Source organism: Curtobacterium sp. MCSS17_008 (assembly GCF_003234185.1).
Classification (GTDB): domain Bacteria; phylum Actinomycetota; class Actinomycetes; order Actinomycetales; family Microbacteriaceae; genus Curtobacterium.
On record NZ_QKSM01000005.1, the window covers coordinates 211,583 to 238,180 of the forward strand.

The window sequence follows — 26,598 nt, forward strand, 5'->3', positions numbered from 1 at the left end:
GCACCGACATGGACTACATCCTGAACCTGCTGTCCTCGCTGACGCAGGAGGCCCTCGCCCCCACCACGGCGGCGTTCGCCCTGGCCGCGATCGGCCTCAACGTGCACTTCGGTCTGACCGGCCTGATCAACATGGGCCAGGCGGCGTTCCTGCTGCTCGGCGCGTACGGCTTCGCGATCTCGATCACGAACGGTCTGCCCTTCGTCATGGCGGTGCTCATCGCGCTGGCGGTGGCGATCGTGTTCGCGGTGATCCTCGGCATCCCGACCCTGCGGTTGCGTGGGGACTACCTGGCGATCGTGACGATCTCCGGCGCCGAGATCATCCGCATGGTCGGCCGGTCCAGCCTGCTGACGGACACCACCGGTGGTTCGAACGGCATCGCCGGCTCGAGCTACCGCGACCCGTTCAACGCCCTCAGCCCGCTGCCCGACGGCACCACGAGCATCCTGTGGTTCACGTACTCGAACAACGGGGTCAACGGCTGGTGGATCCGCATCGCCGCCTGGGGCCTCGTGGCGCTCTTCACCCTCGTGCTCTTCCTGCTCATGCGCAGCCCGTGGGGCCGCGTCGTGAAGGCCATCCGCGAGGACGAGGACGCCGTGCGCTCCCTCGGCAAGAACGTCTACTCGTACAAGATGCAGGCGCTCGTGTTCGGTGGTGCCCTCGGGGCGCTCGCCGGGGTGATCTACGTGCTGCCGAGCTCCGTGCAGCCGGACGCCATGGGTCGCTCGATGACGTTCTTCATCTGGACAGCGCTGATCCTCGGCGGAGCCGCGACGGTGTTCGGTCCGGTGCTCGGGGCGATCCTGTTCTTCGTCGTGCGGCTCTTCGTCCGCACCCTCGCCGGGGACTTCATCCCCGACTCGATCATGAACGCGCAGCAGGCGGAGCAGTTCTCCTACGTGCTCGTCGGCGTCGCGCTCATGCTCCTCATCGTGTTCCGGCCACAGGGACTCCTGGGCAACAAGAAGGAGCTGTCGTTCAGTGTCTGAGACCTACACCCACACGAAGACCGACCCGATCCTCACGGTCGACGGCGTCACCCGGCACTTCGGCGGCATGACCGCGGTCGACGTCGACCACCTCGAGGTGCAGCGCGGCACCATCACCGCCCTCATCGGTCCGAACGGCGCCGGCAAGACGACGTTCTTCAACCTGCTCACCGGTTTCGACAAGCCCAGCCCCGGTGCGACGACCCGCTTCAACGGTGACACGCTGCAGAAGACGAGCGCGACGCACATCGCGAACAAGGGCATGGTCCGGACGTTCCAGCTCACGAAGGCGCTCAGCCGCCTCACCGTGATGCAGAACATGCTGCTCGGCGCCCGCGACCAGCCGGGGGAGAACTTCTTCGTCGGCCTGGTGCCGGCGCTCTGGCGGAAGCGCGAGCGCGAGATCACCGCGAAGGCCGAGGACCTGCTCGCCCGCTTCAAGCTCCTCGAGAAGAAGGACGACTACGCCGGTTCGCTCTCGGGCGGCCAGCGGAAGCTCCTCGAGATGGCCCGGGCGCTCATGTCCGACCCGACGATGATCATGCTCGACGAGCCGATGGCCGGCGTGAACCCCGCGCTCACCCAGTCGCTGCTCGGGCACATCCAGTCCCTGCGCGACGACGGCATGACCGTGCTCTTCGTCGAGCACGACATGCACATGGTCCGGCACATCTCGGACTGGGTCGTCGTGATGGCCGAGGGCAAGGTCGTCGCCGAGGGCCCGGCGGACACGGTCATGGACGACCGCGCCGTCATCGACGCGTACCTCGGTGCGCACCACGACACCGACCTGGGCGACGACTCGCTCCTCACCGAGGAGACCTACGAGGAGCTGGCCGAAGAGGTGGCCGAAGAAGAAGCGGCGGACGACCACCACAAGGCGGACGACCACCGCGGGCAGGACGAGCAGGAGGCGACCCGATGACCGACGCAACGAACGCAGCAGACGCGAGCCGCGCCTCCAGTCCGGCCCCGGCGGCCACGCTGGACCGAGAGCCCGTCCTCACCGCGAAGAACCTGGTCGCCGGGTACCTGCCGGGCGTGAACATCCTCAACGGCTGCGACCTCGACTGCTACCCGGGCGAGCTCATCGGCATCATCGGTCCGAACGGTGCCGGCAAGTCGACGCTCCTCAAGGCGCTGTTCGGCCTGGTCTCCATCCGCGAGGGATCCGTCACGCTGCAGGGCGAGGACATCACGAACCTCAAGGCGAACAAGCTCGTGCAGGCCGGCGTCGGCTTCGTCCCGCAGACGAACAACGTGTTCCCCTCGCTCTCGATCGAGGAGAACCTGCAGATGGGCCTGTACCTGCGTCCGAAGAAGTTCGCGGAGCGGCTCGAGGTCATCTACGACCTGTTCCCGGTCCTCGGGCAGCGGCGCAACCAGCGCGCCGGTTCCCTGTCCGGCGGTGAGCGGCAGTCGGTCGCGATGGCCCGGGCACTGATGATGGACCCGAAGGTGCTGCTGCTCGACGAGCCCTCCGCGGGCCTGTCGCCGGTGCGCCAGGACGAGACCTTCATCCGCACGCGCCGGATCAACAAGGCCGGGGTGTCGATCATCATGGTCGAGCAGAACGCGCGACGCTGTCTGCAGATCTGCGATCGTGGGTACGTGCTCGACCAGGGGAGGAACGCGTACTCGGGCACCGGGCGTGAGCTCGCCGACGACCCGAAGGTCATCGAGCTCTACCTGGGGACGCTCGCCAAGGACGTCGACTCCGCTCGCTGAGCGAGGTCGACCCGCGGGTACTGCTGTGGGGGTGGTACCCGCACCCGACGGGGCCGCGCAGGCTGCTGATGCGCCGCGCGGCCCCGTCCTCACACGGGCGGGGCAGGGCTGGTCGCGAGACGCCGCGATCGCCCCGAGACGCCGCGGTCGCCCCGAGACGCCGTGGTTACGTCGAGACACCACCGGATCCGGGTGCGTCTCGCGTCGTCCGGTGCGTCTCACGTCGACGCCGGCGTCTCGCGCGCCGGGGCGCACCCCGATCCGGCCGGGAGGCACGACCCACCGCCGTCCGTCGGCTAGCGTGACGCGCGTGCGGACTCCCGGCCCCCTCGTGCTCGACGCCCTCGTCTGGGTCGTCTTCGCCGTGCTCTTCGTCGGTGCCGCACTCCTGGTGAAGGTGGCCGCCGCGCTCCTCGCGGTGCTGGTCGTGCTGGCGCTCCTGCTCGGGCTCGTCCTGCGGGCGATCCGGAAGCGACGTGCGCGGGGCCCCGACGCACGACGCTCCCGCTGATCCCGAGCCCGCACCGGCGGCCCCGCTGCACCGTCCACCCGTCCCACTCCGGCAACCCGCCCGCTAGGCTTGCCCGGTGACTGAAGTCGAGATCGGTGCAGGCAAGCGCGGCCGTCGGGCCTACGCGTTCGACGACATCGCGGTGGTCCCCTCGCGGCGTACCCGCGACCCGCACGACGTGAGCGTGCAGTGGTCGATCGACGCGTTCACCTTCGCGTCGCCGATCCTCTCGGCGCCGATGGACTCCGTGTCCTCGCCGGCGACGGTCATCCAGATGGGCAAGCTCGGGATCCTCGGCGTGCTCGACCTCGAGGGGCTGTGGACCCGGTACGAGGACCCCACGCCGTTCTACGAGGAGATCAAGACCCTCACCGACGGCAACGTCACGAAGCGCATGCAGGAGATCTACTCCGAGCCGGTCAAGGCCGAGCTGATCACCGCGCGTCTGGCCGAGATCCGTGCCGCGGGGGTGCCGGTCGCCGGTTCGCTCAGCCCGCAGCGCACGCAGGAGTTCTCGCAGACCGTCGTCGACGCCGGTGTCGACCTGTTCGTCATCCGTGGCACGACGGTCTCGGCGGAGCACGTCTCCCAGAACCAGGAGCCGCTCAACCTCAAGAAGTTCATCTACGAACTCGACGTCCCGGTCATCGTGGGCGGTGCCTCGACCTACACGTCGGCGCTGCACCTCATGCGCACCGGTGCCGCCGGCGTGCTCGTCGGCTTCGGCGGCGGCGCTGCCTCGACGACCCGTGCGGCGCTCGGCATCCACGCACCGATGGCGACCGCGGTGGCGGACGTCGCGGGCGCGCGCCGTGACTACATGGACGAGTCCGGCGGCCGGTACGTGCACGTCATCGCCGACGGCGGCCTCGACACCGCAGGCGACATCGTCAAGGCGATCGCCGTCGGCGCCGACGCGGTCATGCTCGGCACCGCCCTGGCACGCGCGACCGAGGCGCCCGGCGGCGGGTTCCACTGGGGCGCCGAGGCGCACCACCCGGAGCTGCCCCGCGGGCGTCGGGTCGAGGTGGGCCAGATCGCCCCGCTCGAGAACGTCCTCAACGGCCCGACCCCGTCGTGGGACGGCCGCGCCAACCTGGTCGGTGCGCTGCGTCGCTCCATGGCCACGACGGGATACTCCGACGTCAAGGAGTTCCAGCGAGTAGAAGTGGTCGTGGCGCCGTACCACCAGCAGTGACGGTGGCACCCGTGCTCCCGCGCGGGTGACGCCTCGGCGCCGTCCGTGCGCGGAGGCCCGCTCCGTGCGCGCAACCCGCACGGAGGCGACGATGGCGAAGGTACCCAGCAACACCGGTCCGACGGGCAAGGCCCCGGACGACGCGGTCACGCAGACGAGCACGGACGCGACGGCGAACGACGCGGCGGACAGCCTGCGCACGCCGAAGACCGGTGGCGTGGGCTTCGACCCGTCCGTGAAGCTCGGCCCGGACGAGCGTGCGGCCGCGATCGAGACGCTCAAGACGAAGGAGCTCGACGTCCTGGTCGTCGGCGGCGGCATCGTCGGCGGCGGCAGCGCGCTCGACGCCGTCACGCGTGGTCTCAGCGTCGGCATCGTCGAGGCCCGCGACTGGGGCTCCGGCACGTCGAGCCGCTCGTCGAAGCTCGTCCACGGCGGCATCCGGTACCTCGAGCAGCTCAACTTCGCACTCGTCCGCGAGGCCCTGATCGAGCGCGGCCTGCTCCTGCAGCGCATCGCCCCGCACCTGGTGAAGCCCGTGCGCTTCCTCTACCCGCTCAACCACCGCGTGTGGGAGCGCTTCTACATCGGCATCGGCATGGCGATGTACGACGTCTTCAGCTGGTCCGGTGGACGGCCGCCGGGGGTCCCGCACCACCGGCACCTCAGCCGCAAGCAGGTCCTCAAGAACATGCCCGGCCTGAAGAAGGACGCGTTCGTCGGCGGCATGACCTACTACGACGCCCAGGTCGACGACGCCCGCTACGTCGCCTCGCTCGTGCGCACCGCAGCGTCCTACGGCGCGGTCGCCGCGAGCCGGGTCCGGATCGAGGGCTTCATCAAGGTCGGGGAACGGGTCGTCGGCGCGCACGCGCACGACATCCAGACCGGCGAGAAGTTCGACATCCGGGCGAAGCAGGTCGTGAACGCCACCGGCGTCTGGACCGACGACACCCAGGCCATGGTCGGCACCCGCGGGCAGTTCAAGGTCCGGGCGTCGAAGGGCGTGCACCTCGTCATCCCGCGCGACCGGTTCCAGTCGAACACCGGCATGATCCTCCGCACCGAGAAGAGCGTGCTGTTCGTCATCCCGTGGGGCCGGCACTGGCTCGTCGGGACGACCGACACCGACTGGAACCTCGACAAGGCCCACCCGGCGGCGACCGCGGCGGACATCGACTACATCCTCGAGCACGTGAACAAGGTCCTCGCGGTCCCGCTCACCCGCGAGGACGTCGAGGGCGTGTACGCCGGCCTCCGCCCGCTGCTGGCGGGGGAGTCCGACCAGACGTCACAGCTCAGCCGCGAGCACGTCGTCACGCACACGGCCCCGGGTCTCGTCGTGGTCGCGGGCGGCAAGTGGACCACCTACCGCGTGATGGGCAAGGACGCCATCGACGAAGCCGTCGCGGCGATGGACGGCAAGATCCCGGCGTCGACGACCGAGGACATCCCGCTGCTCGGTGCCGAGGGGTACCCGGCCGCGTGGAACCGCCGTGGCCGCACCGCACGGCAGTTCGGCGTGCACAAGGTCCGGATCGAGCACCTGCTCAACCGCTACGGCACGCAGGCGACGGAGGTGCTGCAGCTCGTGCAGCAGGACCCCTCGCTCGCCGAGCCGCTGCCCCAGGCCGACGACTACATCGGCGCCGAGGTCGTGTACGCCGCGTCCCACGAGGGTGCCCTGCACCTGGAGGACGTGCTCGCCCGCCGCACCCGCATCTCGATCGAGGCGTGGGACCGCGGCGAGGAGGCCGCCCCGGTCGCCGCGAAGCTCATGGCGGGGGTGCTCGGGTGGGACCAGGAGACCACCGAGCACGAGGTGTCGAACTACCTCAAGCGCGTCGCCGCCGAGCGGGAGTCGCAGCTGCAGCCCGACGACGAGTCGGCCGACCGTGTGCGCCTCGAGGCGCCGGACATCGCGTTCGGCTTCGACGAGGACGACGTCGTCGTGGGCGGTGGCCGTTCGAGCGGCGCAGAGGGTGCGAAGGCGACCGACGACCAGGTCGAGGGCGAGAAGACGAGCGAACCGAGGTAGGTCCCACCGGACGGGAGGCGCACGGCGACGCCGCCTCGCGCCTCCCGTCCGTCTGCTGGCCCGTGTCTTCCGCGGAACGCAACGTCGGCGGCTGCTCGCAGCGCTATCCCGCTGCGAGGCGTCGCCGACGCCGCGCGATGAGTCGGGCCTGCCCGATGACGAGGACGACGGGGATCGCGACGAGCGCCGCGAGGCTCGTGCAGTACAGCACGCCCGCCCAGATCGTGTGGTCGCCACCCCCGACGCCGTACCCGTCGGCGACGTCCATGCCCAGCGCGAACCCGCACCACCACGAGACCGGTGCGCCGAACGCGACCACGGCCAGCAGGGCGGACGCCGTGACGTGCGCGGGACCATCGTGCAGCAGCCAGACGAGCACCGCGGCGATCACGACGCCGACCCCTGCGGTGACGAGCACGACCACGATGTCCTGGGTCACGCCGAAGCCCTGCCGTCGGAGTTCGGCGTGGATCTCGTCGAGTCGCTGCCCGGGGACGGCACCCAGCGGATCGAGCACCAGGGCGTTCAGCGCCAGCAGTGCCGCGTAGGCGGTGACGACGAGCAGTCCGACCACGGCGACGAGGGTGCGCGCGCCGCCCGGAGGATTCCCCATGGCGTGACGGTACCGGCACCGCCGAGCGCTCCGCGTCCGCCCGGCGGATGACCTGCAGCACGGAATGCCCCGTCGCACCCGGTGGTTATCATCGGGGTACTCACCAAGGGAGCCATCATGGTCGACGTCCATCGCGTCAAACTCCCCGGAGTCGGCGTGCTGCACAGCTTCTACACCGACGACGGTGGCAAGTGCGGTGTCATCACGCACCGGTCGGGGCACTCCGACCTCATCTCGTTCGCCGATGTCTCCGACGGCGCGGACAAGTCCGAGAAGGTCTCGCTGCGCCTCAGTGAGGACGAGGCGCACACCCTCGCCGAACTGCTCGGTGGCACCCGGATCACCGAGGGCCTCGACAAGCTCGACGAGATCCCCGGCCTGTCGATCGACTGGTTCAGCGTCGACTACGAGGACGCCATCGCGGGCAAGCCCCTCGGCGACCTGCACGACTCGGGCTTCATCGGCCTGACCGTGGTCGCTGTCGTCCGTGGTGACAGCGCCAACCCGGCGCCGTCGTCGGACTTCGTGGTGTTCCCCGGGGACACGATCGTCGTCGCCGGCGCACCGGAGAAGGTCGCCAAGGCGTTCGCGTTCTACCGCAGCGGAGAGCTTGCGGCCGCACCGGCCGAGGCCCCGCGCAGGAGCTGATCCGTGCACCTGGGTGGTGAGCTGCTCACCATCGGCGCGCTGTTCATCATCGCCTACGTCCTCGGACGACTGGGCAAGACCATCGGTCTGCCCGCCATCCCGGTCTACATGGTGGTCGGGCTCGTCGCGAGCCCGCACACACCGTGGTTCGGACTGAGCGTCGAGTCCCACACGATCGAGCTCATCGCGACGTTCGGACTCATCCTCCTGCTCTTCAACCTCGGGTTGGAGTTCGACCAGGAGGAGTTCTACGGCAACGCCGGCAAGCTCCTGGTCTCGGGCGGGACGTACGTCGCCATCAACATGGGCATCGGGTTCGCCTTCGGGTTCTCGCTCGGCTGGGGCACCCGCGAAGCCCTGATCATCGCGGGCATGACGGCGACGTCGTCGAGTGCGATCGTGACGAAGCTGCTCATCGAGCTGCGGCGCCTCGCCAACGACGAGACGCCGATGATCCTGGGCGTCACCGTCATCGAGGACGTCTTCATCGCCATCTACCTGGCGATCGTCTCCGTGGTGCTCTCGGGCGACACGAACATCTGGGCGGTCGTCGGCAAGCTCGCGTTGGCGTTCGGCTTCCTCGTCGTGATGTTCACCCTCGCCCGGTTCGCCGGCCGGTGGGTCTCGAAGATCTTCGCCACCCGTGACGACGAGCTCTTCACCGTGCTGTTCTTCGGGCTAGCGGTGATGTTCGGCGGCATCGGCGACCTGCTCGGCGTGACGGACGCGATCGGTGCGTTCGTGATCGGTCTGCTCTGCGGTGCCACCCGGTACCGGGACCGCATCGAGCAGCTCGCCCTGCCGATGCGTGACGTCTTCGCCGCGTTCTTCTTCGTGAACTTCGGCCTCGGGCTCGACCTGTCGACGTTCGGCGAGGTGCTCTGGCCGGTCCTCGGCGCGATCGGTATGACGATCGTGCTCAACGCCGTCGCCGGGCAGATCGTCGCCCGTATGAACGGCTTCAACGTCCAGCAGGGCATCAACACGGCGGTCATCCTGGTGAACCGCGGCGAGTTCGCGCTCATCCTCGCGACGCTCTCCGCCGCCGCCGGCCTGGAGGCACGGATCACCGCCTTCGCGGGCCTCTACGTCCTCGTCATGGCCGTCCTCGGTCCGCTGCTCGCCGTGAACTCGGACCGGATCGGCCGCCTCGTGGTGCGTCCGGCACGGGTCGCGAAGCTGCGCTCGCGCCTCCGTGCCCGGCTCGGTCGCCGGACCGGCCTCCCGGCCGGGCCGGCACTCGACGAAGCCGTCGACGCCGCGGCCGAGGCGGGCGTCGCCGACCAGGACGCCGCGGCTGCCGCTCGCCGTGCCGAACGGGACCGCCAGTTCGCGGAGGAGTTCGCCCTCGTGGAGGCAGCGGGCAGGGAAGAGCGCGACAATGGGGCATCGGAGCCGACGACGAGCGAACCCGTGACGTCGCCGGTCGAGATCCCCGCCGAGCGCCCGAAGCGCCCGGCCCGCCAGCGCGATCCGGAGTACTGATACAGATGTGGGCCGTAGCCCGACGACCGAGGTGGATCGCGCTGCTCCTGCTGGCGCTCGTGCTCGCGGGGGTGTTCGCCGGGCTGGGCAAGTGGCAGCTCGAGCGGAGCATCGCGAACGGCAAGCCGCTGCCGGCGACGACCGAGACGCGCAGGGCGCTCGACGACGTGACCGAGCCGAGCCGTGCCGCGTCGGAGGAGCTCGCGGGGCAGCAGGTCAGCGTCACGGGCACGTTCGTCGCCGGTGACACGACCGTCCTCACCGGCCGGTCCGGTGGTGGGACGTACCAGGCGGTCGGTCACCTGGTCGACACCGACACCGGGGCGAGCCTGCCGGTGGTCATCGGCTGGTCCGACGACCGGCGCGACGCCGTGGCGGGCGGGGAGCGCCTGGCCGACGGTGACGAGGTCACGGTCGAGGGCCGCTACTACCCGGCCGAGTCGCCGGACCAGGACGCCTACAGCGAGGGCGAGTTCTCCGCGGTCGCGCCGGCTCGGTTCGTCAACACGTGGCAGGCCTTCGACGACCGGATGTACATCGGGTACGTCGTCGCCGACGGCACCACCGCGAAGGCCGCCGACCTCGGCACCATCGCCGACCGGGCCCCGACGCGCGAGGTCCAGTTCGACTGGCTCAACCTGTTCTACGCGATCGAGTGGGTCGTCTTCGCCGGGTTCGCCGTGTTCCTCTGGTACCGGTTCGTGAAGGACGCCTGGGAGCGCGAGCAGGAGGACGCCCGCGAAGCGGCGCTGGCCTCCGGGGCCGAGGGGTCCGAGGCGGCCGACGGCACCACCGAGCCCGCTCCGGCGCACCGGTAGGATCGATCCATGGCCCTGACCGTCCGGACGCGTGACATCCCGAAGATCCCGGGCGCGGTGAAGTGGTACCGCGTCTCCGCGTACGTCACCGGTGTGCTCCTGCTCGCCCTGGCGGTCGAGATGGTCATCAAGTACACCCCGCTGCAGCTCGAGATGCAGCTCGGCAACGGCCCGTTCTTCGTGCCGAACGGCACCGCGGGCGAGACGCCGGGCACGTTCAACCTGTCGACGGCGATCCTCATCGCACACGGCTGGCTCTACGTCGTCTACCTCTTCACGGACTTCCGGCTGTGGAGCATCATGCGCTGGAGGCCGACGCGCTTCCTGCTCATCGCCCTCGGGGGCATCATCCCGTTCATGTCCTTCGTCGTCGAGCACCGCATGCAGAAGCTGGCGATGGACACGTACCACGACCTGACCGCTGCGCAGCAGCGTGAGAAGGAGGCCGCTCGGTGAGCGAGACCGAACAGCGCCCCGTCCTCGTCGTCGACTTCGGCGCCCAGTACGCGCAGTTGATCGCGCGTCGTGTGCGCGAGGCGAACGTCTACAGCGAGATCGTCCCGCACTCGGTCACGGCGGACGAGATCCGTGCGAAGGACCCGGCCGCGATCGTCCTGTCCGGAGGCCCGTCCTCCGTCTACGAGGACGGCGCACCGGCCCTCGACGGCGAGATCCTCGATCTCGGCGTCCCCGTGCTCGGCATCTGCTACGGCTTCCAGGCGATGGCGAAGTCGCTCGGCGGTGAGGTCGCGCACACGGGTCTCCGCGAGTACGGCGCCACCGACGTGACCGTCTCCGGCACGGGCAGCGTGCTGCTCGGCGACCAGCCCGAGTCGCAGGTCACGTGGATGTCGCACGGCGACTCCGTGGCGAAGGCGCCGGAGGGCTTCGAGGTCCTCGCGTCGAGCGCCTCGACCCCGGTCGCCGCGTTCGCGTCCGACGAGCGCAAGCTCTACGGCGTGCAGTGGCACCCGGAGGTGAAGCACTCCGCGTACGGCCAGGCCGTGCTCGAGAACTTCCTGCACCGTGCCGCCGGGCTGCCCGGTGACTGGAACTCGGCGAACGTCATCGAGGAGCAGGTCGAGCGGATCCGCTCGCAGGTGGGTTCCGCCCGGGTCATCGCCGGACTCTCGGGCGGTGTCGACTCCGCCGTCGCCGCCGCGCTGGTGCACAAGGCCGTCGGCGACCAGCTCACGTGCGTCTTCGTCGACCACGGGCTCCTGCGCGCCGACGAGCGCAAGCAGGTCGAGGAGGACTACGTCGCCTCGACCGGTGTCCGACTCGTCACGGTCGACGCCGAGCAGCAGTTCCTCGACGCCCTGGCCGGCGTCAGCGACCCGGAGCAGAAGCGCAAGATCATCGGGCGCGAGTTCATCCGCACGTTCGAGGCGGCGGCCGAGGCCCTCGTGCTCGAGGCGCGCGCGGACGCTGCGGCCTCGGACTCCGACGCCGGCGAGGTCAAGTTCCTCGTCCAGGGCACGCTCTACCCCGACGTCGTCGAGTCCGGCGGCGGTTCGGGCACGGCGAACATCAAGTCGCACCACAACGTCGGCGGCCTGCCGGAGGACATGACCTTCGAGCTCGTCGAGCCGCTGCGCACCCTGTTCAAGGACGAGGTCCGTGCGGTCGGTCGTGAGCTCGGGCTGCCCGAGGTCATCGTGGGCCGACAGCCGTTCCCCGGCCCGGGGCTCGGCATCCGCATCGTCGGCGAGGTCACGAAGGACCGCCTCGAGCTGCTCCGTGCCGCCGACAGGATCGCCCGCGAGGAGCTGACCGCGGCCGGCCTGGACGAGGAGATCTGGCAGTGCCCGGTCGTCCTGCTCGCCGACGTCCGCTCGGTGGGCGTCCAGGGCGACGGCCGCACCTACGGGCACCCGATCGTGCTCCGTCCGGTCTCGTCGGAGGACGCCATGACCGCCGACTGGACGCGCCTGCCGTACGACACCCTGGCGAAGATCTCGAACCGCATCACGAACGAGGTCCGCGACGTGAACCGCGTCGTGCTCGACGTCACGAGCAAGCCGCCGGGGACGATCGAGTGGGAGTAGCCACTCCCTGACGCATCGAGGGCCCGGCACGCACTGCGCGCCGGGCCCTCGTGCGTTCGGGCCCCTCGCCGTGCGCCGCGTCCGTCCTGGTCGCACGAGGCGCCGTCCGCGTCCGTCCTGGTCGCACGACGCGCCGTCCGCGTTCCTTCCGGTCGCACAACGCGCCGCCCGCGTTCGTCCCGGTCGCACGACGCGCCGCCAGGGCGGGACATGAGCGGCATGTCGTGCGACCTGCACCACCGGCCGGCCAGCCGGCCGTCCGTCCGCTCGTCCGGGGCCTTGCGGTGACGAAGAGCCCCGGGAACGACGAAGGGCTCCGGCGTCTGCCGGAGCCCTTCGATCGAGCGGGTGCGAGCTACTCGCGGTTGCTCGCCAGGATCGCGAGGATGCGCAGGATCTCGATGTACAGCCACACGAGGGTGACGATGAGACCGAACGCCGCGGTCCACGCGTAGATGCGGGGAGCGCCGCGCTGGACACCGGTCTTGATCTGGTCGAAGTCGAGGACCAGCGAGTACGCCGCCATGAGCACCACGAGGATGCCGATGATGACGCCGAGTGGGATGCCGAAGACCTCGACGCCACGGAGTCCGAACGCGGTGTCCGTCACGCCGGTCCACATCAGGACGACGTTGACGAGCGAGAAGACCAGGTACCCGACCATCGCGATGAGGAAGAAGCGCGTGGCCTTCGGCGTCGCACGGACCTTGCCGGACGTGAACAGCAGCAGGGTCACGGCGAAGACGCCGAGGGTGCCGAACACCGCCTGCGTGACGATGCCGTCCCACATGCTGTTGAACGCTGCCGAGATGCCGCCGACGAACAGGCCCTCGAAGAACGCGTAGGCGAGGACGAGCCCCGGCGACGGCTTCTTCTTGAAGGTGTTGACGAGGGCGAGCACGAAGCCGACGACCGCGCCCACGATCCAGACGATCGGGGGCAGGTTCCAACCGGCGACGGCGCCGACGAGGAGCACGCCGAACGCCAGGAGCGTCTTGACGATCGTGTCCTCGTAGGACATGCGGTCGGTGTCGACGGTGCTGGCCGCCGGGCGGTCGTACATGTACTGCAGCTGCTCGGGCGTCATACCGCCCTGCTGCGGGTACTGCCCCTGCTGTGGGGTGTGTCCCCAGCCCGCCTGCTGCTGACCAGCGCCGGCGCCCCAGGCGTTCCGGCCCTGGTCGTTGAAGGCGGGGGACTGGTCGAAACCGGGCTTGAAGGCCATGGTGTCCTCTTCCTTGGAGATTGGAGTCCTCTCAGCCTAGGGGCGCTTCACCGCGGAAGGCTGAGGATTCGCGGCGAGCGGAAGCGGGCATGGGCGGGCCCGACTCCGGAAGACTATGGGGACGGTCTGCGTGCGCGCCCCGAGCTCGTCGAGAAGCAGCCGACCGTCGGAAGCGACGTGCGCGCCCGGGTGGGACGTGCCTCCCGGCGGGGTCGGCCGATGCGGCGACGTGCCGGAGCGACACCGGACCCTCACCCCGGGGCAGGCCCGAGCGGCTACGGTTCGGCGCATGACCCGTGTCATCGCCCACCGCGGAGCCTCCGGCCACCGCCCCGAGCACTCGCGGAGCGCCTACGAACTGGCCGTCGAGCTCGGTGCCGACGCGATCGAGCCCGACCTGGTGCCGACCAGGGACGGCGTGCTCGTGCTCCGGCACGAGAACGAGGTGTCCGGCACGACCGACGTCGCCGACCACCCGGAGCTCGCGCACCTGCGGACCACCAAGACCGTCGACGGGCAGACCGTCACCGGCTGGTTCACCGAGGACTTCACGTGGGACGAGCTCCGGACGCTCCGGGTCCGTGAGCGCCTGCCCGTGTTGCGTCCGGCCTCCGCGGCGCACGACGGGGAGGAGGGGGTGCTGCGGCTCGAGGACCTGCTCCGCATCCTCGACGCGGCCCCGCGCCCGGTCGGGCTCGTCGCGGAGGTCAAGCACGCCACGTACTTCGAGCGGGCCGGGTTCCCGATGGCGCAGCTGCTCGACGACGTGCTCGGCACCGCCGGGTGGCGTGGGGACGACCGGCTGACGGTCGAGTCGTTCGAGAAGACCGTGCTCCGGCAGCTCGGCGCGCTCGGCACGGGTGGTCGGCTCGTGTACCTCCAGGAGGCGCGTGGCAGCGCCGCGGACGAGGTCGCCTCCCACGGGTCGTCGGCCCCCTCGTGGGCGTCGGAGCGGACCGACGGGGCGCTCGCCGCGTTCGCGGGGGAGTTCCACGGGATCAGCGTCGACCTGGGGACCCTGATGGCCGGAACGGACACGGTCGCCGTCGACGACCCGCGTCCGGTGCGGAGCGCGGTCGTCGACCGGGCGCACGCTGCCGGACTCGCGGTCTACACCTGGACGCTGCGGCCGGAGAACCGGTTCCTGCCGGCGCCGCTCCGGCGTGGGGGCGACCTGGCGGCGCACGGCGACTGGGAGCGGTGGTTCACCTCGGTGCTGCGGACCGGGGTGGACGGTGTGTTCGCGGACCACCCCGACCTGGCGGTGCGGGCGCGGTCACGCGTCGGGGGGTGACGCCACTCGCGCACGCGAGCCCTCGGCCGAGGCGGGGCGCGCGTCGGGGACGTCCGCTGCGAGCGCCGGCTCGGTGGTGGCAGGCTCCGGTGCGGTGTGCCGCACCGTGCCGAGCGCGGCGGCGAGTCCGGCCGGCACCGACAGGAACAGCGCCCACGACACCGTCGGGGGCCACGAGCCGGCCCACAGTGCGATCACGACCTGCAGGCCGAGCGCAGCCAGGACGCCGGCGAGCAGCGCGTGCGCGGTGACGTGCACGATCCGGCGCGCTCGACAGCGCGTGAGCAGCTGGCCGAGCGCGAACGTGAACGGTGTCGCCGCGATCGCCCCACCGAGCGAGACGATCCCGGTGGGGACCGAGACGACGAGGACCGTGAGCAGGGCGCCGCCCACGTCTGCAGGCTGCTTCGCGGCGGCGACCCACGCGGCACCCACCGCGGTCGCAGCCGGCGTCGTGACGAACGCCATCCAGAGCCAGCTCCGGAGCGCGAGTCCCACGGCGTCTCCTGCGGTCCACGTCCTCATGCCCGTCAGCCTGCACACCGGCGGGTCCGATCGAGGTGGTCGCGGCGCGTGCTGTGTCCCCGGACCCACGCGCCACTGCGCCTGTCGGAGGGCGCGCCTAGACTGACCCGGTCATGACGATCGTGCTCGACCCCTTCGACCAGTCCCCCGAGCCGGGCGCGGGCACCCGCCCCGGCGGGTACGACGACCCGTTCACCGCGGGTCTCAACCCCCAGCAGAAGGAAGCCGTCGAGTACCGCGGCGAGTCCCTGCTCATCGTGGCGGGCGCGGGCTCGGGTAAGACGAGCGTGCTCACCCGGCGCATCGCGCTGCTGCTCGCCAACCGCGAGGCCTGGCCGTCGCAGATCCTGGCGATCACGTTCACGAACAAGGCCGCCGCCGAGATGCGCGAGCGCGTGCAGGCCCTGGTCGGTCAGGCCGCCGAGGGCATGTGGATCTCGACGTTCCACTCGGCGTGCGTGCGGATCCTCCGGCGCGAGGCCGAGCGTTTCGGCTTCCCGCAGTCGTTCACGATCTACGACTCGGCCGACTCGCGGGCGCTCCTCAAGCGGATCATCAAGGAGCTCGAGGCGGACTCGCTCGGGCTGACGGTCGGTGCCGCGGCGTCGAAGATCTCCAAGCTCAAGAACGAGCTGCAGGACGTCGAGACCCACGCCAGGAACATCAACGCGAACGACCCGCAAGAAGTGATGTTCACCGAGGTGTTCCGCCGCTACACGAACGAGCTCCGTCGGGCGAACGCGTTCGACTTCGACGACCTCATCGGGCAGACGGTCTTCCTGTTCCGTGCCTTCCCCGAGGTCGCCGCGCTCTACCAGCGCCGCTTCCGCTTCGTCCTGGTCGACGAGTACCAGGACACGAACCACGCGCAGTACGCCCTGATCCGCGAGCTCACCCGTCCGGTGCCGGTCGAGCAGGTCGACAAGCTCGAGGACGCCGGGCAGCACGTGGCGCGCATGCGCGAGGCGGACGGGTCGATCGCCCCGGCGTCGCTCACCGTGGTCGGTGACTCGGACCAGTCGATCTACGCCTTCCGGGGCGCCGACATCCGCAACATCGTCGAGTTCGAGCGCGACTTCCCGAACTCGAAGGTCATCCTGCTCGAGCAGAACTACCGCTCGACGCAGACGATCCTCGACGCCGCGAACGCCGTCATCGCCAACAACTTCGACCGCCAGGCGAAGAACCTGTTCACCGACGTCGGCGCCGGCGACAAGATCGTCGGCTTCACCGGGTACACCGGCCACGACGAGGCGCAGTTCGTCGCGGACGAGATCCAGCGGCTGCACGAGGAGGGCACCTCGTACCGCGACATGGCCGTGTTCTACCGGACCAACTCGCAGACCCGTGCCCTCGAGGAGATCTTCATCCGTTCGGCGATCCCGTACCGGGTGCTCGGCGGTACGAAGTTCTACGAGCGTGCCGAGATCAAGGACGCGATGGCGTACCTGATCACCGTCGCCAACCCGGCCGACCCGCTGTCGCTCCGACGCATCCTCAACGTGCCGAAGCGCGGCATCGGCGCCGTCACGGAGACCGCCCTGCAACGGTACGCGGACGAGCACGAGACCTCGATGCGCGAGGCCCTCCGGCACGCCGACGAGCTCGGGTTCGGCCCGAAGGTCCGGAACGCGATCACCTCGTTCGCCGAGCTGCTCGACGACGTCGCCTCACGCGCCGCCACGCAGCCGGTCGTCGACACCCTGACGCAGCTGCTCGACGGGTCCGGCCTGCTCGAGAACCTGCGGAAGTCGCCCGACGCGCAGGACGCCGCCCGCGCCGACAACATCGACGAGCTCGTGGCGGTGACGCGGGAGTTCCAGAAGAACAACCCCGAGGGCACCCTGTCCGACTTCCTGACCGAGGTCTCCCTGGTCGCGGCGGCGGACGAGCTCGACGACTCCTCCGGCACGGTGTCGCTCATGACCCTGCACACGGCGAAGGGGCTGGAGTACGACGCGGTGTTCCTCACCGGCGTCGAGGAAGACCTGCTGCCGCACCGGATGTCCGCGAACGAGCCGGGCGGTCCCGCTGAGGAACGTCGGTTGTTCTACGTCGGCATCACGCGGGCGAAGAAGTCGCTGTTCCTGTCGCTGGCGATGACCCGCGCGCAGTTCGGCGACGTGAACGTGGCGATGCCGTCCCGCTTCCTGCAGGAGATCCCCGAGGGGCTCATCGAGTGGAAGCAGTCGCCGGGCATGGCGAACAGCCGCGGCGGCACCGAGCCCCGCGCCCTGAACGCCCGTCGTGGCGGCGGTCCGGGCGGCTTCGGCGGTGGTGCAGGCGGCGGTGGCTACCGAGGGGGCGGCGGCTTCGGCGGTGGCTCCTACGACCGCGCGGCCGCTGCGGCGAAGACCCGCCCGAAGACCGAGTGGGCCAACCGCGTGTCCGGGCAGGTCCGCGACAACGGGGACATGGAGCTCGTGGCCGGCGACCGCATCAAGCACGTCGACTTCGGCGAGGGCACCGTCTCCGCGGTGACGGGGCAGGGCGCGAAGCGCATCGCCGAGATCGCGTTCGACGCAGCGGGGCGCAAGAAGCTCCTCATCAAGATCGCCCCGATCGAGAAGCTCTGACGCTCAGCGCACCACCCGGACCGCCTCGAGCCCCCGCGGCGCCCATCGCTCGACGCCACCGCCGGCCGGCCCTCCCACAAGACACCGGTGTTCACGGGCCGCACACCCGGATCGCGGTGTTCGTCGCGGAGACACCGGTGTTCTGCCGCGCAGGCGACCGGGCACCGCGCAGGCGACCGGGCACCGCGCAGGCGACCGGGCCCGCGCAGGCGACGGGGCCCGCCACGGGCGCGCCTAGGGCTGCAGCCGCGCCGCGTCCCAGCCGTCACCCGCACGCACGTACTGCAACCGCCGGTGCATCCGGTCGCGACTGCCCTGCCAGAACTCCACCACGTCCGGCTCCAGCCGCCACGCCACCCAGCCCTCGGGCCGGGGCACGTCGTCGTCGGACTCGTCGAGCAGCACGTTCGCGTCGTCGATCAGGTCCTGCAGGGTCCGCGGCTCGAGCACGTCCGACTGGTCGGCGATCGCGGTCGCGGCGCGGGACTTCGGCGACCGGTCGGCGAACAGCGCGTCGGACTCCTCGTCGGACAGCTGCACGGCACGACCCTCGAAGCGCAGCTGCTGCATGCTCTCGCGCCAGTAGACCTGCAGCGCGGCGTGCGGGTTCTCGGCGAGCTGCCGCCCCTTCGGGCTGAGCGTCGAGGTGCCGAACACCAGGCCGCGGCCGTCGAGGCGCTTGACGTCGACGGTCCGGGCGCTGACCCGACCGTCGGCCCCGGCGGTGGCGAGGGTCATCGACATCGGCTCGGACACGTCACGTGAAGCGGCGCCGTCGAGCCACGCTCGGGCGACGTCGAACGGTGACGCGGGCGGCGCGTCGAACTCGGGCAGGTGCAGGGAGCCGTCACCGGAGAGCGAACTGGACATGCTCCCACCCAACCGGCCCGCCGACCACGGTGCTCAGGTTCGTCGCGCGTACCGTGCCGCCGTCCGGTGCATGGCGCGCAGGAGCAGCGGCCCGGGCAGGCGGAGCGCCCATCCCGGCACGAGCGCCCGCACGCCGCGCACGAGCCGGAGCGTCCGTCTGAAGCGCCGCTGCTCGCGCGGCCCCCACGCGAACCCGTACTGCGCGCGGAGGGCCCCGGGCAGCATCCCGACGGTGACGATCCGGACGAGGGGCATCGCCGCGCGCACCCACAGCGGTGCGGAGCGGGGGTGCAGGAGGTCCCGCACGATGCTCCGGGCGTCGTCGGTGACGTGCAGCGTCGGCAGTGTCCGCTCCCAGTACGCGTCGAAGGCCGCCACCGAGTCGAACCAGCCGTCGGACGGGACCCGCAGGGCGGTCGCGATCGGCGCGTAGGCCGCGAGCACCCGCTCGGCGTCGTCGTCCGACAGCGGGTCGCCGAAGCGCGCGTGGGCGCTCCGCGCGGAGTCGAACAGCGTGGCCGCGACCCAGCGCTGCCGGTCGACGTCGTCGGCCCCGGCGACCGGACGGTGCGCCCGGTTCACGAAGGCCGTCGCGACGGCAGCGTCCGCCGCGGTCCCGTTGACGACGGCGGAGACGAACATCAGGGTGTGGGCGAGCCGTTGCTGCGGCCTGCGGGCGAAGTCCGAGTGCCGCCGGACCCCCGCGCCGACCACCGGGTCGGCGATCTGCAGCAGGATCGCGCGGCCACCCGCCGCGACGGGCGTGCTGTCCGCCAGCCAGCGCCGCAGGTCGCGGTCACCACGGGGCGGCCGGGAGGCACGGCCTCCGCCCGCCACGGACGCCCGGTCGTCCGTCCCCGCGGCGCGGCCGGCGGGGCGGGGGTGGGCCGGCCCTCCCGTCCGGGGCGTCACGGACGCGGCCCGTGCCGTCGTGCCCGTCGGAGCGGCGCGGTGTCGACGACGATCGCTGCTGCGAAGGCGACCACGCCGCCGACGAGGGCGGCGAGCACGCCGGGGCCGACGACCGTGCCGCTCGCGGCGGCGAGCAGGGTCGCGACGAGCCAGATGCCCGGCAGTGGCCAGAGGTGCGTCGTCGCTCCCGTGACGACGGCGAGGGCGACACCGGCCACGAGGAGCGGCAGCCACGCGAGGGTCCCGGTGCGGGCACCCGAGTGGGCCGCGGCGGCGACGAGGAGCAGGGAGGCGAGGGAGGCGAGGGAGAGCAGCCGTGCCAGCGCGGGCGTCGACCGGACGCGGGCACGGACGGCACGGAGCACGGCCCGATCGTACTGGGCCGTGCTCCGTGCGAGGTGTCGGTGAGCGGTGCTCAGAGCGGCTTCGTGCCGAGGTCGCCGCCGAGGTCCGGACGGTCGGTGTCGTCGTCGTGCTCCCACAGGTCCGGCGAGCCCTCGCGGGGTGCGCCACCCGTGGGGCCGTCGTCGGAGCCGTCGCCCGGCTGGGGCTCGACCGTCTCGCCGGCGACCGCGTCGTTCGTCACCGTCTCGAGGGACTCCTCGGACTCGTCGACCTCGTAGGGGCCGACGTGCTCGCGGTCCACGTCGTCGTTGCGGCGCTCCTGGGCGTCGAAGTCGTCGACGGGGCTGATGCCGGGGTCGCTCATGGTGCAGTCCTTCCGTGGGAGGTTCGGGCTCCGGGGCCGGGACCGGTCGCCGGAGCCGTCGGGCCTCCCTGTCTACGCCGTCCGCCTGACGGGTCGTCCGGTCGGCGCGGTCCCGGCCCGGTTTCGCGTCGCGTTCACCTCGGCGTCACCTGCGGGTCACGAACGCGGGTCACACTCGCCGTGCTCGGGGGAGTGGAGCGCGGTCGCCGACGGGTGGTCGAGCGGCCGCGCCTTCCCCCGCCCGAGCCCGTTCCGGCCCGAGCTCGTCCGGCCCGGCCCGTCCGGTGCGCGGGACGCTCGTCCGTGTCGCCGATCAGACGCGCTCGAGCAGGTGCCGTTCCTCGACGTCGGCGAGCGACAGGGTCTTGTAGCCGGCGGACTCGAAGAACACCGTGACCCGGTCGTCCTCGGTGCTCATCACCGTGCCACGGCCCCACTGCTGGTGCTCGACCGGCGACTCCGGCGGCCAGGTGTCGTCGTTCGCGCCGTCGGCGCCGTGGGCCGTGTCCTCGTAGGCGGTGCCCGCCGTGCACGTGTCGCAGTTGCCGCACGGTTCCGCGAGCTCGTCGCCGAAGTACCCGAGCAGGAACTGCCGTCGGCAGCCCGACGTCTCGGCGAACCGACGCATCATGGCGATCCGCGACTCCTCGATCTCCTCGCGCTGCGCCGCCTGCGCCTTGGCGAGCGCCGCCGCGGCCTCGGCGTCCCGTGGTCCGTCCGGCCGTCGACGCAGCCCGTCCTCGCCGTCGTCGAGTGCTCCGGCGTCCACCAGGGCGTTCGCGGCGCGTCCGGCGGTGCGCGCGGCGAGGCCGGAGCGCTCCGCGAGCTCCGAACGGGCGACGGCGCCCTCGGACGGCACGGCGTCGAACACGGCGCGCAGGGACGCCGGCCGGGGTGACCCGGAGGCGAAGAAGCGGCGGAGCCCGAGGTCCTCGGCGCGGTAGTGCATCGTCGCGAGTCCGACGTCCCCGTCGCGGCCTGCCCGGCCGACCTCCTGGTAGTACGCGTCGACCGACTCGGGCACGTCGGCGTGCACCACGAACCGGACGTCCGGCTTGTCGATCCCCATGCCGAACGCACTGGTGGCGACGACGACGTCGAGGTCCCCGTCGAGGAACTCGTGGTGCACCCGCTCGCGGTCGCGCACCCGGAGACCCGCGTGGTACGGCTTCGCCCGGCGACCGCGCTCGACGAGCTCGTCGGCGTAGGTCAGCGTCTCGGCGCGGGTGGCGACGTAGACGATGCCCACGCCGTCGAGCTCCACGACCTGGTCGACGACCGCGGCCTGCTTCTCGTCCGCGTCGGCGTGGCGGACCACCTCGAAGCGCAGGTTCGGCCGGTCGAAGCCGGTCGCCACGACGAGCGGGTCGCGCATGCCGAGCCGCTCGACGATCTCGGACCGGACCGGAGCGGACCCGGTGGCGGTCATCGCGAGCACCGGCGGCCGACCGAGGCGCTCGACGACCTCGCCGAGCACGAGGTAGTCCGGGCGGAAGTCGTGACCCCAGCTGGACACGCAGTGGGCCTCGTCGATGGTGACCAGGGCGACGCCGGCGTCGCGCAGCCGGTCGACGACCTCGTCCTTGGCGAGCTGCTCGGGGGCGAGGAAGACGTACCGCGCCTCCCCGGAGGCGACCGCGTCCCACGCGTCGTCGAGTTCGCGGCCGCCGCGCGTGGCGTTGATCGTGACGGCCCGGGGCGCTTGCGGGTGGTCCTCGATGCCGACGACCTGGTCCTCCTGCAGGGCGACGAGCGGCGAGACCACGACGACGGCGCCGTCGAGCGCGAGCCCGGCGACCTGGTAGATCGCGGACTTGCCGGAACCGGTGGGCATGAGCGCCAGGGCGTCACGACCGGCCAGGACGGCGTCGACGACCTGCTCCTGCTCGGGTCGGAGGTCCCAGCCGAAGACGTCGGCGACACGGATACGGAGTTCCTTCTGCACCAGTCGACCGTGCCCGAGGGGTGCTGGTGGGTTCCCTGGTGAGCGCGTCCCCCGGCCATCCGGCGGAGCGGTCCGGACGTGCCCGCCGTCCACCTCGCGGCGCTAGGGTGGTCGCGGCCGTCGTCTCGACATCGAGCGACCCTCGACGTTGAGTGCGCGACCCCATGACCGATGCCGATCGCACGAACCGTGCGGGAAGAAGAACAGCGTGGATCTTTTCGAGTACCAGGCCAGGGACCTCTTCGAGTCCTACGGCGTCCCCGTCCTGCAGGGGATCACCGCCGACACCCCTGAGGAGGCGAAGGCAGCTGCGGAGCGGATCGGCGGCGTGGTCGTCGTCAAGGCCCAGGTGAAGGTCGGCGGTCGCGGCAAGGCCGGCGGTGTCAAGGTCGCGAAGACCCCCGACGAGGCGTACGAGCACGCGAAGGCGATCCTCGGCCTCGACATCAAGGGCCACACGGTGCAGCGCGTCATGGTCGCCCAGGGCGCCGACATCGCCGAGGAGTTCTACTTCTCGGTGCTGCTCGACCGGGCGAACCGCTCGTACCTGTCGCTCGTCAGCGTCGAGGGCGGCATGGAGATCGAGCAGCTCGCCGTCGAGAAGCCCGAGGCGCTCGCCCGCGTCGAGGTGAACCCGCTCACGGGGATCAACGACTCGGCTGCTGCGGACATCGCCCGCCGGGCCGGGTTCCCCGACGAGCTGGTGGACCAGGTCGCCGCCGTCTTCGTGAAGCTCTACGACGTGTTCGCCGGCGAGGACGCCACCCTCGTCGAGGTCAACCCGCTCGTCCGCACCGGCGACGGGCAGATCCTCGCCCTCGACGGCAAGGTCTCGCTCGACGACAACGCCGACTTCCGCCACGAGGGGCACGCGCAGCTCGAGGACACCGCGAGCGAGGACCCGCTCGAGGCCAAGGCGAAGCAGCACGGCCTGAACTACGTGAAGCTCGACGGCGAGGTCGGCGTCATCGGCAACGGCGCGGGCCTGGTCATGTCGACGCTCGACGTCGTCGCATACGCCGGTGAGCGCCACGGCGGCGTGAAGCCCGCGAACTTCCTCGACATCGGCGGTGGCGCCTCGGCCGAGGTCATGGCGAACGGCCTCGACGTCATCCTCGGCGACCCGCAGGTGAAGAGCGTCTTCGTCAACGTCTTCGGCGGGATCACCGCCTGCGACGCCGTCGCGAACGGCATCGTCGCCGCGCTCGGCATCCTCGGCGACGCGGCGACGAAGCCGCTCGTCGTCCGGCTGGACGGCAACAACGTGGACGAGGGTCGTCGGATCCTGGCGGAGGCGGCGCACCCGCTCGTCACCGTCGCCGAGACCATGGACGATGCGGCCGAGCAGGCCGCCGAGCTCGCCGCGGCCGCGGCGTAAGGAGCACGAGAGCAATGTCGATCTTCCTCAACAAGGACTCGAAGGTCATCGTCCAGGGCATCACCGGCGGCGAGGGCACGAAGCACACCGCGCTCATGCTCAAGGCGGGCACGAACGTCGTCGGCGGCGTGAACGCCCGCAAGGCCGGCACGACCGTGACCCACGGCGACGTCGAGCTCCCCGTGTTCGGCTCGGTGCGCGAGGCCATCGACACCACCGGTGCCGACGTCTCGATCGTCTTCGTCCCGCCGGCGTTCGCGAAGGACGCCGTGATGGAGGCCATCGACGCCGAGATCCCCCTCGTCGTCGTCATCACCGAGGGCATCCCGGTGCAGGACTCCGCCGCGTTCTGGGCGCACGCGAAGGCCCTCGGCGGCAAGACCCGGATCATCGGCCCGAACTGCCCCGGCATCATCACCCCGGGCGAGGCGCTCGTCGGCATCACCCCGGCGACGATCACCGGCAAGGGCCCGATCGGTCTCGTGTCGAAGTCCGGCACCCTGACCTACCAGATGATGTACGAGCTGCGTGACCTGGGCTTCTCGACCGCCATCGGCATCGGCGGCGACCCGGTCATCGGCACCACGCACATCGACGCGCTCGCCGCGTTCGAGGCCGACCCCGAGACGACGGCGATCGTCATGATCGGTGAGATCGGCGGCGACGCCGAGGAGCGTGCGGCCGACTACATCAAGGCGCACGTCACGAAGCCGGTCGTCGGCTACGTCGCGGGCTTCACGGCGCCGGAGGGCAAGACGATGGGTCACGCCGGCGCGATCGTGTCCGGTTCCGCCGGCACCGCCGAGGCGAAGAAGCAGGCACTCGAGGCAGCCGGCGTCAAGGTCGGCAAGACGCCGTCCGAGACGGCCGCGCTGCTGCGCGAGGTGGTCGCCGCCGCGGGGGCGTAGCGGTCCGCACGACCCGACGGACGGGAGGCGCGGTACCAGCGGGTACCGCGCCTCCCGTCCTGCTGTGGACGGTCGGTCAGTCTCCACAGGTGCCGCGCGGCTCGCTCGGCGACCGGGGGAGGGCACGTATCCTCGCCACGATGAACCGCCTGGGAACCGCACTGCTGGCCGCCGTCGAGGCGATCGTGACGGTCGGCGTGGGCCTCGGGATCGCCCTCGTCCCGCTCACCCTGCTCTGGGGGTTCGAGTACGGACTGCAGATCGACTGGGACGTCTTCTGGAAGGCCGCGGGGAGCGTCTGGCTCGTCGGGCACGGCGTCGACGTCACCTTCCGCCTCGGGTCCGACGTGGCCGGGGCATCCGGCATCGACGGTGCGGGTGACCCGATCCACGTGACGCTCGCCGCCCTCGGGTTCGCGGTCGTGACGGCCTGGCTCGGCGGCCGGGCCGGACGCCGGTTCGCCGAGACGGAGCACCGCACCACCGGGCTCCTGGTCGGTACCGCCGCCGTGGCACTGCTCGGACTGGCGATCGCGCTCTCGTCGTCCTCGGCCGCGACCAGCCCGGTCCTCTGGCAGGCCGTCGTGCTGCCGGCGCTGTGGTTCGCGGTCCCCGCACTCGTCACCAGCGAGGTCTGCCGCCGGCGGCGCGGGCTGCCGGCCGACCCCCTGGCGCAGCGGGTGCTCGATCAGGTCGACCGGATCCCCGCGCTGTGGCGCACGATGGCGGGCTTCGCGCTCCGCGCCGGGACGGCCGTCACCGCCGTGGTGGTGGCAGCCGCGGGCGTCGTCGTGGCGCTGTTGCTCTTCGCCTCGTTCGCCGAGGTCATCGCCCTGTACGAGCAGTCGCACGCCGGTGTGATCGGCGGCATCGCGCTGACCGTGGGCCAGCTCGCGTTCCTGCCCGACCTGGTCGGCTGGGCCGTCGCGTGGCTGGTCGGGCCGGGGTTCGCCATCGGCACCGGGTCGAGCGTCTCGCCGATCGGGACCGCCCTCGGCCCGATCCCCGGGGTCCCGGTCTTCGGTGCGCTGCCCGCGTCGGGACACACGTTCGGTCTGCTCGGGGTCCTCGTGCCCGTCGTCGCCGCGTTCGTCGTCGGCGGGCTCATGCGCCCCACGCTCGTCCGGGCGCTCGGTGCCGACGACTCCCCGTTCCGCCGGGCCCTCGCCGGCGTCGCGACCGGTGTCGTGGCCGGGGTGCTGACCGGCGTCGCCACGGCGCTCACCTCGGGGTCGCTCGGACCGGGGCGGCTCGCCGAGGCCGGACCGGACGGGCTGCTCGTCGGGCTCCTGGCGACGCTCGAGGTCGGCCTGCCGGCCGCGGTCGCGCTGGCGCTGGGCAGCGATCTCGTCCGGCTGTCGGAACGCTCCTGGGGCCGCGAACGCTGGATCGAGGCCGACGAGGAAGCCGCAGCGGACGACACCCGTGCCGGTTCGCTCGTCGCCGCCCTCGACGAGGCCGGCGCCGGTCGGACGACCGAGACGCACCGGTTCGTGGTCGAGGAGGCGCACGACTCGTCGACCCGTGCGACGGGCCACTCGTCGGACACCACGGGCTCCGCCGGTGACGCCCACCGGACGGAGCCGATCACCGAGCGCGAGCCCGCCGTCGAGCCCGACACCGTCGAGGAAGAGCGCGACGAGCACGAGGCCGAGCCCGAGCCCGAGCCCGAGCACGGGCCCACGCCGACCCTCGACCGGCGGGCGCCCGTCGAGGAACCGGACGACGTCCCCCTGCCCGACTGGGCCCGGACGGACGCGGTCGCTGCGGAGCGGGTCGCGCCGACCCCGACGCCCTCCGCCCGTGGCGGGATCAGCGGTCTGCGCGAGCGCCTGCGCGGCGCAGCCGACGACGTGCGGAACCGCGCCGGCGACCTGCGGCACCGGGTCGGCGGAGGAAGCGCCGCCGGCGACGACGGGGCGCACGCGGGGTACGACACCCTCCCGCACGCTCCCGGAACCGAGCCGCAGCCCGCGTTCCCGTGGAGCACCGAGGAGTTCGTCGCCGGGCGCGACGACGCCGACGAGCCGACCGGGACCCCCGCCGAGGTCCCGACCGACACTCCCGCAGGGCGCACCCCGTCGACGAGCACGCCGGCCGCGTGGGACCAGACCGACCAGATCGCCGAGGACGAGCTGCCCTGGTGGCGCCGTCCGAAGCACGACGCGTAGCCC

At 71.6% G+C, this 26,598-nt stretch carries 24 protein-coding genes; 16 read left to right on the forward strand and 8 right to left on the reverse strand.

Going from position 1 to position 26,598, the window contains the following annotated elements; genetic code table 11:
* Positions 1–8 precede the first annotated feature (8 nt).
* The 6 genes from DEJ23_RS08060 to DEJ23_RS08080 all read left to right on the forward strand — a co-directional run bounded on the left by DEJ23_RS08060 (position 9) and on the right by DEJ23_RS08080 (position 6,470).
* Positions 9–995: a branched-chain amino acid ABC transporter permease gene (locus DEJ23_RS08060; protein WP_111239737.1), complete on the forward strand. Its 987-nt coding sequence runs from the start codon at positions 9–11 to the stop codon at positions 993–995.
* Complete coding sequence (locus DEJ23_RS08065; protein ID WP_111239738.1) at positions 988–1,920, forward strand: ABC transporter ATP-binding protein; 933 nt, start codon at positions 988–990, stop codon at positions 1,918–1,920. Before DEJ23_RS08060 ends, DEJ23_RS08065 begins: the two co-directional genes overlap by 8 nt.
* The gene (locus DEJ23_RS08070) at positions 1,917–2,723 is read left to right on the forward strand and encodes an ABC transporter ATP-binding protein (protein ID WP_258375347.1); all 807 of its coding nucleotides are present in this window, start codon (positions 1,917–1,919) and stop codon (positions 2,721–2,723) included. The genes DEJ23_RS08065 and DEJ23_RS08070 overlap by 4 nt, the downstream gene beginning before the upstream one ends.
* Positions 2,724–3,033: 310 nt before the next feature.
* Positions 3,034–3,234: a hypothetical protein gene (locus DEJ23_RS15385; RefSeq protein ID WP_146240229.1), complete on the forward strand. Its 201-nt coding sequence runs from the start codon at positions 3,034–3,036 to the stop codon at positions 3,232–3,234.
* A gap of 76 nt (positions 3,235–3,310) precedes the next feature.
* Positions 3,311–4,432, forward strand: a complete 1,122-nt coding sequence (locus DEJ23_RS08075; RefSeq protein WP_111239739.1) for a GuaB3 family IMP dehydrogenase-related protein — start codon at positions 3,311–3,313, stop codon at positions 4,430–4,432.
* Between the two features lie 91 nt (positions 4,433–4,523).
* Positions 4,524–6,470, forward strand: a complete 1,947-nt coding sequence (locus DEJ23_RS08080; RefSeq protein ID WP_258375348.1) for a glycerol-3-phosphate dehydrogenase/oxidase — start codon at positions 4,524–4,526, stop codon at positions 6,468–6,470.
* A gap of 103 nt (positions 6,471–6,573) precedes the next feature.
* Here DEJ23_RS08080 and DEJ23_RS08085 read toward each other — a convergent pair whose 3' ends face one another.
* Positions 6,574–7,083, reverse strand: coding sequence for a hypothetical protein (locus DEJ23_RS08085; RefSeq protein WP_111239740.1), 510 nt, complete (start codon positions 7,081–7,083; stop codon positions 6,574–6,576).
* A 117-nt stretch (positions 7,084–7,200) separates the two neighbouring features.
* Between DEJ23_RS08085 and DEJ23_RS08090 the strand changes: the two genes are divergently transcribed.
* The 5 genes from DEJ23_RS08090 to guaA are packed head-to-tail and all read left to right on the forward strand — an operon-like array spanning position 7,201 to position 12,082.
* On the forward strand, positions 7,201–7,731 hold the full coding sequence (locus DEJ23_RS08090) for a cation:proton antiporter regulatory subunit (protein ID WP_111239741.1): 531 nt from the start codon (positions 7,201–7,203) through the stop codon (positions 7,729–7,731).
* 3 nt (positions 7,732–7,734) lie between these two features.
* On the forward strand, positions 7,735–9,216 hold the full coding sequence (locus tag DEJ23_RS08095; protein WP_111239742.1) for a cation:proton antiporter: 1,482 nt from the start codon (positions 7,735–7,737) through the stop codon (positions 9,214–9,216).
* A 5-nt stretch (positions 9,217–9,221) separates the two neighbouring features.
* On the forward strand, positions 9,222–10,034 hold the full coding sequence (locus tag DEJ23_RS08100) for an SURF1 family cytochrome oxidase biogenesis protein (protein ID WP_111239743.1): 813 nt from the start codon (positions 9,222–9,224) through the stop codon (positions 10,032–10,034).
* 9 nt (positions 10,035–10,043) lie between these two features.
* Positions 10,044–10,490, forward strand: coding sequence for a DUF3817 domain-containing protein (locus tag DEJ23_RS08105; RefSeq protein WP_111239744.1), 447 nt, complete (start codon positions 10,044–10,046; stop codon positions 10,488–10,490).
* Positions 10,487–12,082 carry a glutamine-hydrolyzing GMP synthase gene (guaA, locus tag DEJ23_RS08110; RefSeq protein WP_111239745.1) on the forward strand — a complete coding sequence of 532 codons (1,596 nt, stop codon included), beginning with the start codon at positions 10,487–10,489 and terminating at the stop codon, positions 12,080–12,082. Before DEJ23_RS08105 ends, guaA begins: the two co-directional genes overlap by 4 nt.
* 355 nt (positions 12,083–12,437) lie before the next feature.
* Here guaA and DEJ23_RS08115 read toward each other — a convergent pair whose 3' ends face one another.
* Positions 12,438–13,307, reverse strand: coding sequence for a Bax inhibitor-1/YccA family protein (locus DEJ23_RS08115; RefSeq protein ID WP_111239746.1), 870 nt, complete (start codon positions 13,305–13,307; stop codon positions 12,438–12,440).
* Between the two features lie 289 nt (positions 13,308–13,596).
* Here DEJ23_RS08115 and DEJ23_RS08120 point away from each other — a divergent pair, with 289 nt between their 5' ends.
* Complete coding sequence (locus tag DEJ23_RS08120; protein WP_111239747.1) at positions 13,597–14,601, forward strand: glycerophosphodiester phosphodiesterase family protein; 1,005 nt, start codon at positions 13,597–13,599, stop codon at positions 14,599–14,601.
* Here DEJ23_RS08120 and DEJ23_RS08125 read toward each other — a convergent pair.
* On the reverse strand, positions 14,584–15,126 hold the full coding sequence (locus DEJ23_RS08125) for a hypothetical protein (protein ID WP_146240230.1): 543 nt from the start codon (positions 15,124–15,126) through the stop codon (positions 14,584–14,586). The genes DEJ23_RS08120 and DEJ23_RS08125 overlap by 18 nt on opposite strands.
* Positions 15,127–15,239: 113 nt before the next feature.
* On the opposite strand from DEJ23_RS08125, the gene DEJ23_RS08130 reads away from it, so the two are divergent.
* A complete protein-coding gene (locus tag DEJ23_RS08130; protein ID WP_111239749.1) occupies positions 15,240–17,702 on the forward strand; it encodes an ATP-dependent helicase in 2,463 nt (820 codons plus the stop codon).
* A gap of 234 nt (positions 17,703–17,936) precedes the next feature.
* Here the strand turns inward: DEJ23_RS08130 and DEJ23_RS08135 are convergent, their stop codons facing one another.
* From DEJ23_RS08135 to DEJ23_RS08150, 5 genes are all read right to left on the reverse strand, one after another.
* Positions 17,937–18,572: a pyridoxal 5'-phosphate synthase gene (locus tag DEJ23_RS08135; protein ID WP_111239750.1), complete on the reverse strand. Its 636-nt coding sequence runs from the start codon at positions 18,570–18,572 to the stop codon at positions 17,937–17,939.
* Between the two features lie 33 nt (positions 18,573–18,605).
* Positions 18,606–19,409: an oxygenase MpaB family protein gene (locus DEJ23_RS15390; protein WP_181429174.1), complete on the reverse strand. Its 804-nt coding sequence runs from the start codon at positions 19,407–19,409 to the stop codon at positions 18,606–18,608.
* A gap of 71 nt (positions 19,410–19,480) precedes the next feature.
* Positions 19,481–19,849 carry a hypothetical protein gene (locus DEJ23_RS15395; RefSeq protein ID WP_146240232.1) on the reverse strand — a complete coding sequence of 123 codons (369 nt, stop codon included), beginning with the start codon at positions 19,847–19,849 and terminating at the stop codon, positions 19,481–19,483.
* A gap of 50 nt (positions 19,850–19,899) precedes the next feature.
* Complete coding sequence (locus DEJ23_RS08145; RefSeq protein WP_069712858.1) at positions 19,900–20,193, reverse strand: hypothetical protein; 294 nt, start codon at positions 20,191–20,193, stop codon at positions 19,900–19,902.
* Positions 20,194–20,506: 313 nt separating this feature from the next.
* The gene (locus DEJ23_RS08150) at positions 20,507–22,138 is read right to left on the reverse strand and encodes a RecQ family ATP-dependent DNA helicase (RefSeq protein ID WP_111239752.1); all 1,632 of its coding nucleotides are present in this window, start codon (positions 22,136–22,138) and stop codon (positions 20,507–20,509) included.
* Positions 22,139–22,346: 208 nt separating this feature from the next.
* On the opposite strand from DEJ23_RS08150, the gene sucC reads away from it, so the two are divergent.
* The 3 genes from sucC (at position 22,347) to DEJ23_RS08165 (ending at position 26,595) form a co-directional block, all read left to right on the forward strand.
* The gene (sucC, locus tag DEJ23_RS08155; RefSeq protein WP_111239753.1) at positions 22,347–23,516 is read left to right on the forward strand and encodes an ADP-forming succinate--CoA ligase subunit beta; all 1,170 of its coding nucleotides are present in this window, start codon (positions 22,347–22,349) and stop codon (positions 23,514–23,516) included.
* A gap of 14 nt (positions 23,517–23,530) precedes the next feature.
* Positions 23,531–24,424: a succinate--CoA ligase subunit alpha gene (sucD, locus tag DEJ23_RS08160; RefSeq protein ID WP_111239754.1), complete on the forward strand. Its 894-nt coding sequence runs from the start codon at positions 23,531–23,533 to the stop codon at positions 24,422–24,424.
* A gap of 140 nt (positions 24,425–24,564) precedes the next feature.
* The gene (locus tag DEJ23_RS08165; RefSeq protein WP_111239755.1) at positions 24,565–26,595 is read left to right on the forward strand and encodes a DUF6350 family protein; all 2,031 of its coding nucleotides are present in this window, start codon (positions 24,565–24,567) and stop codon (positions 26,593–26,595) included.
* Positions 26,596–26,598: the final 3 nt, after the last annotated feature.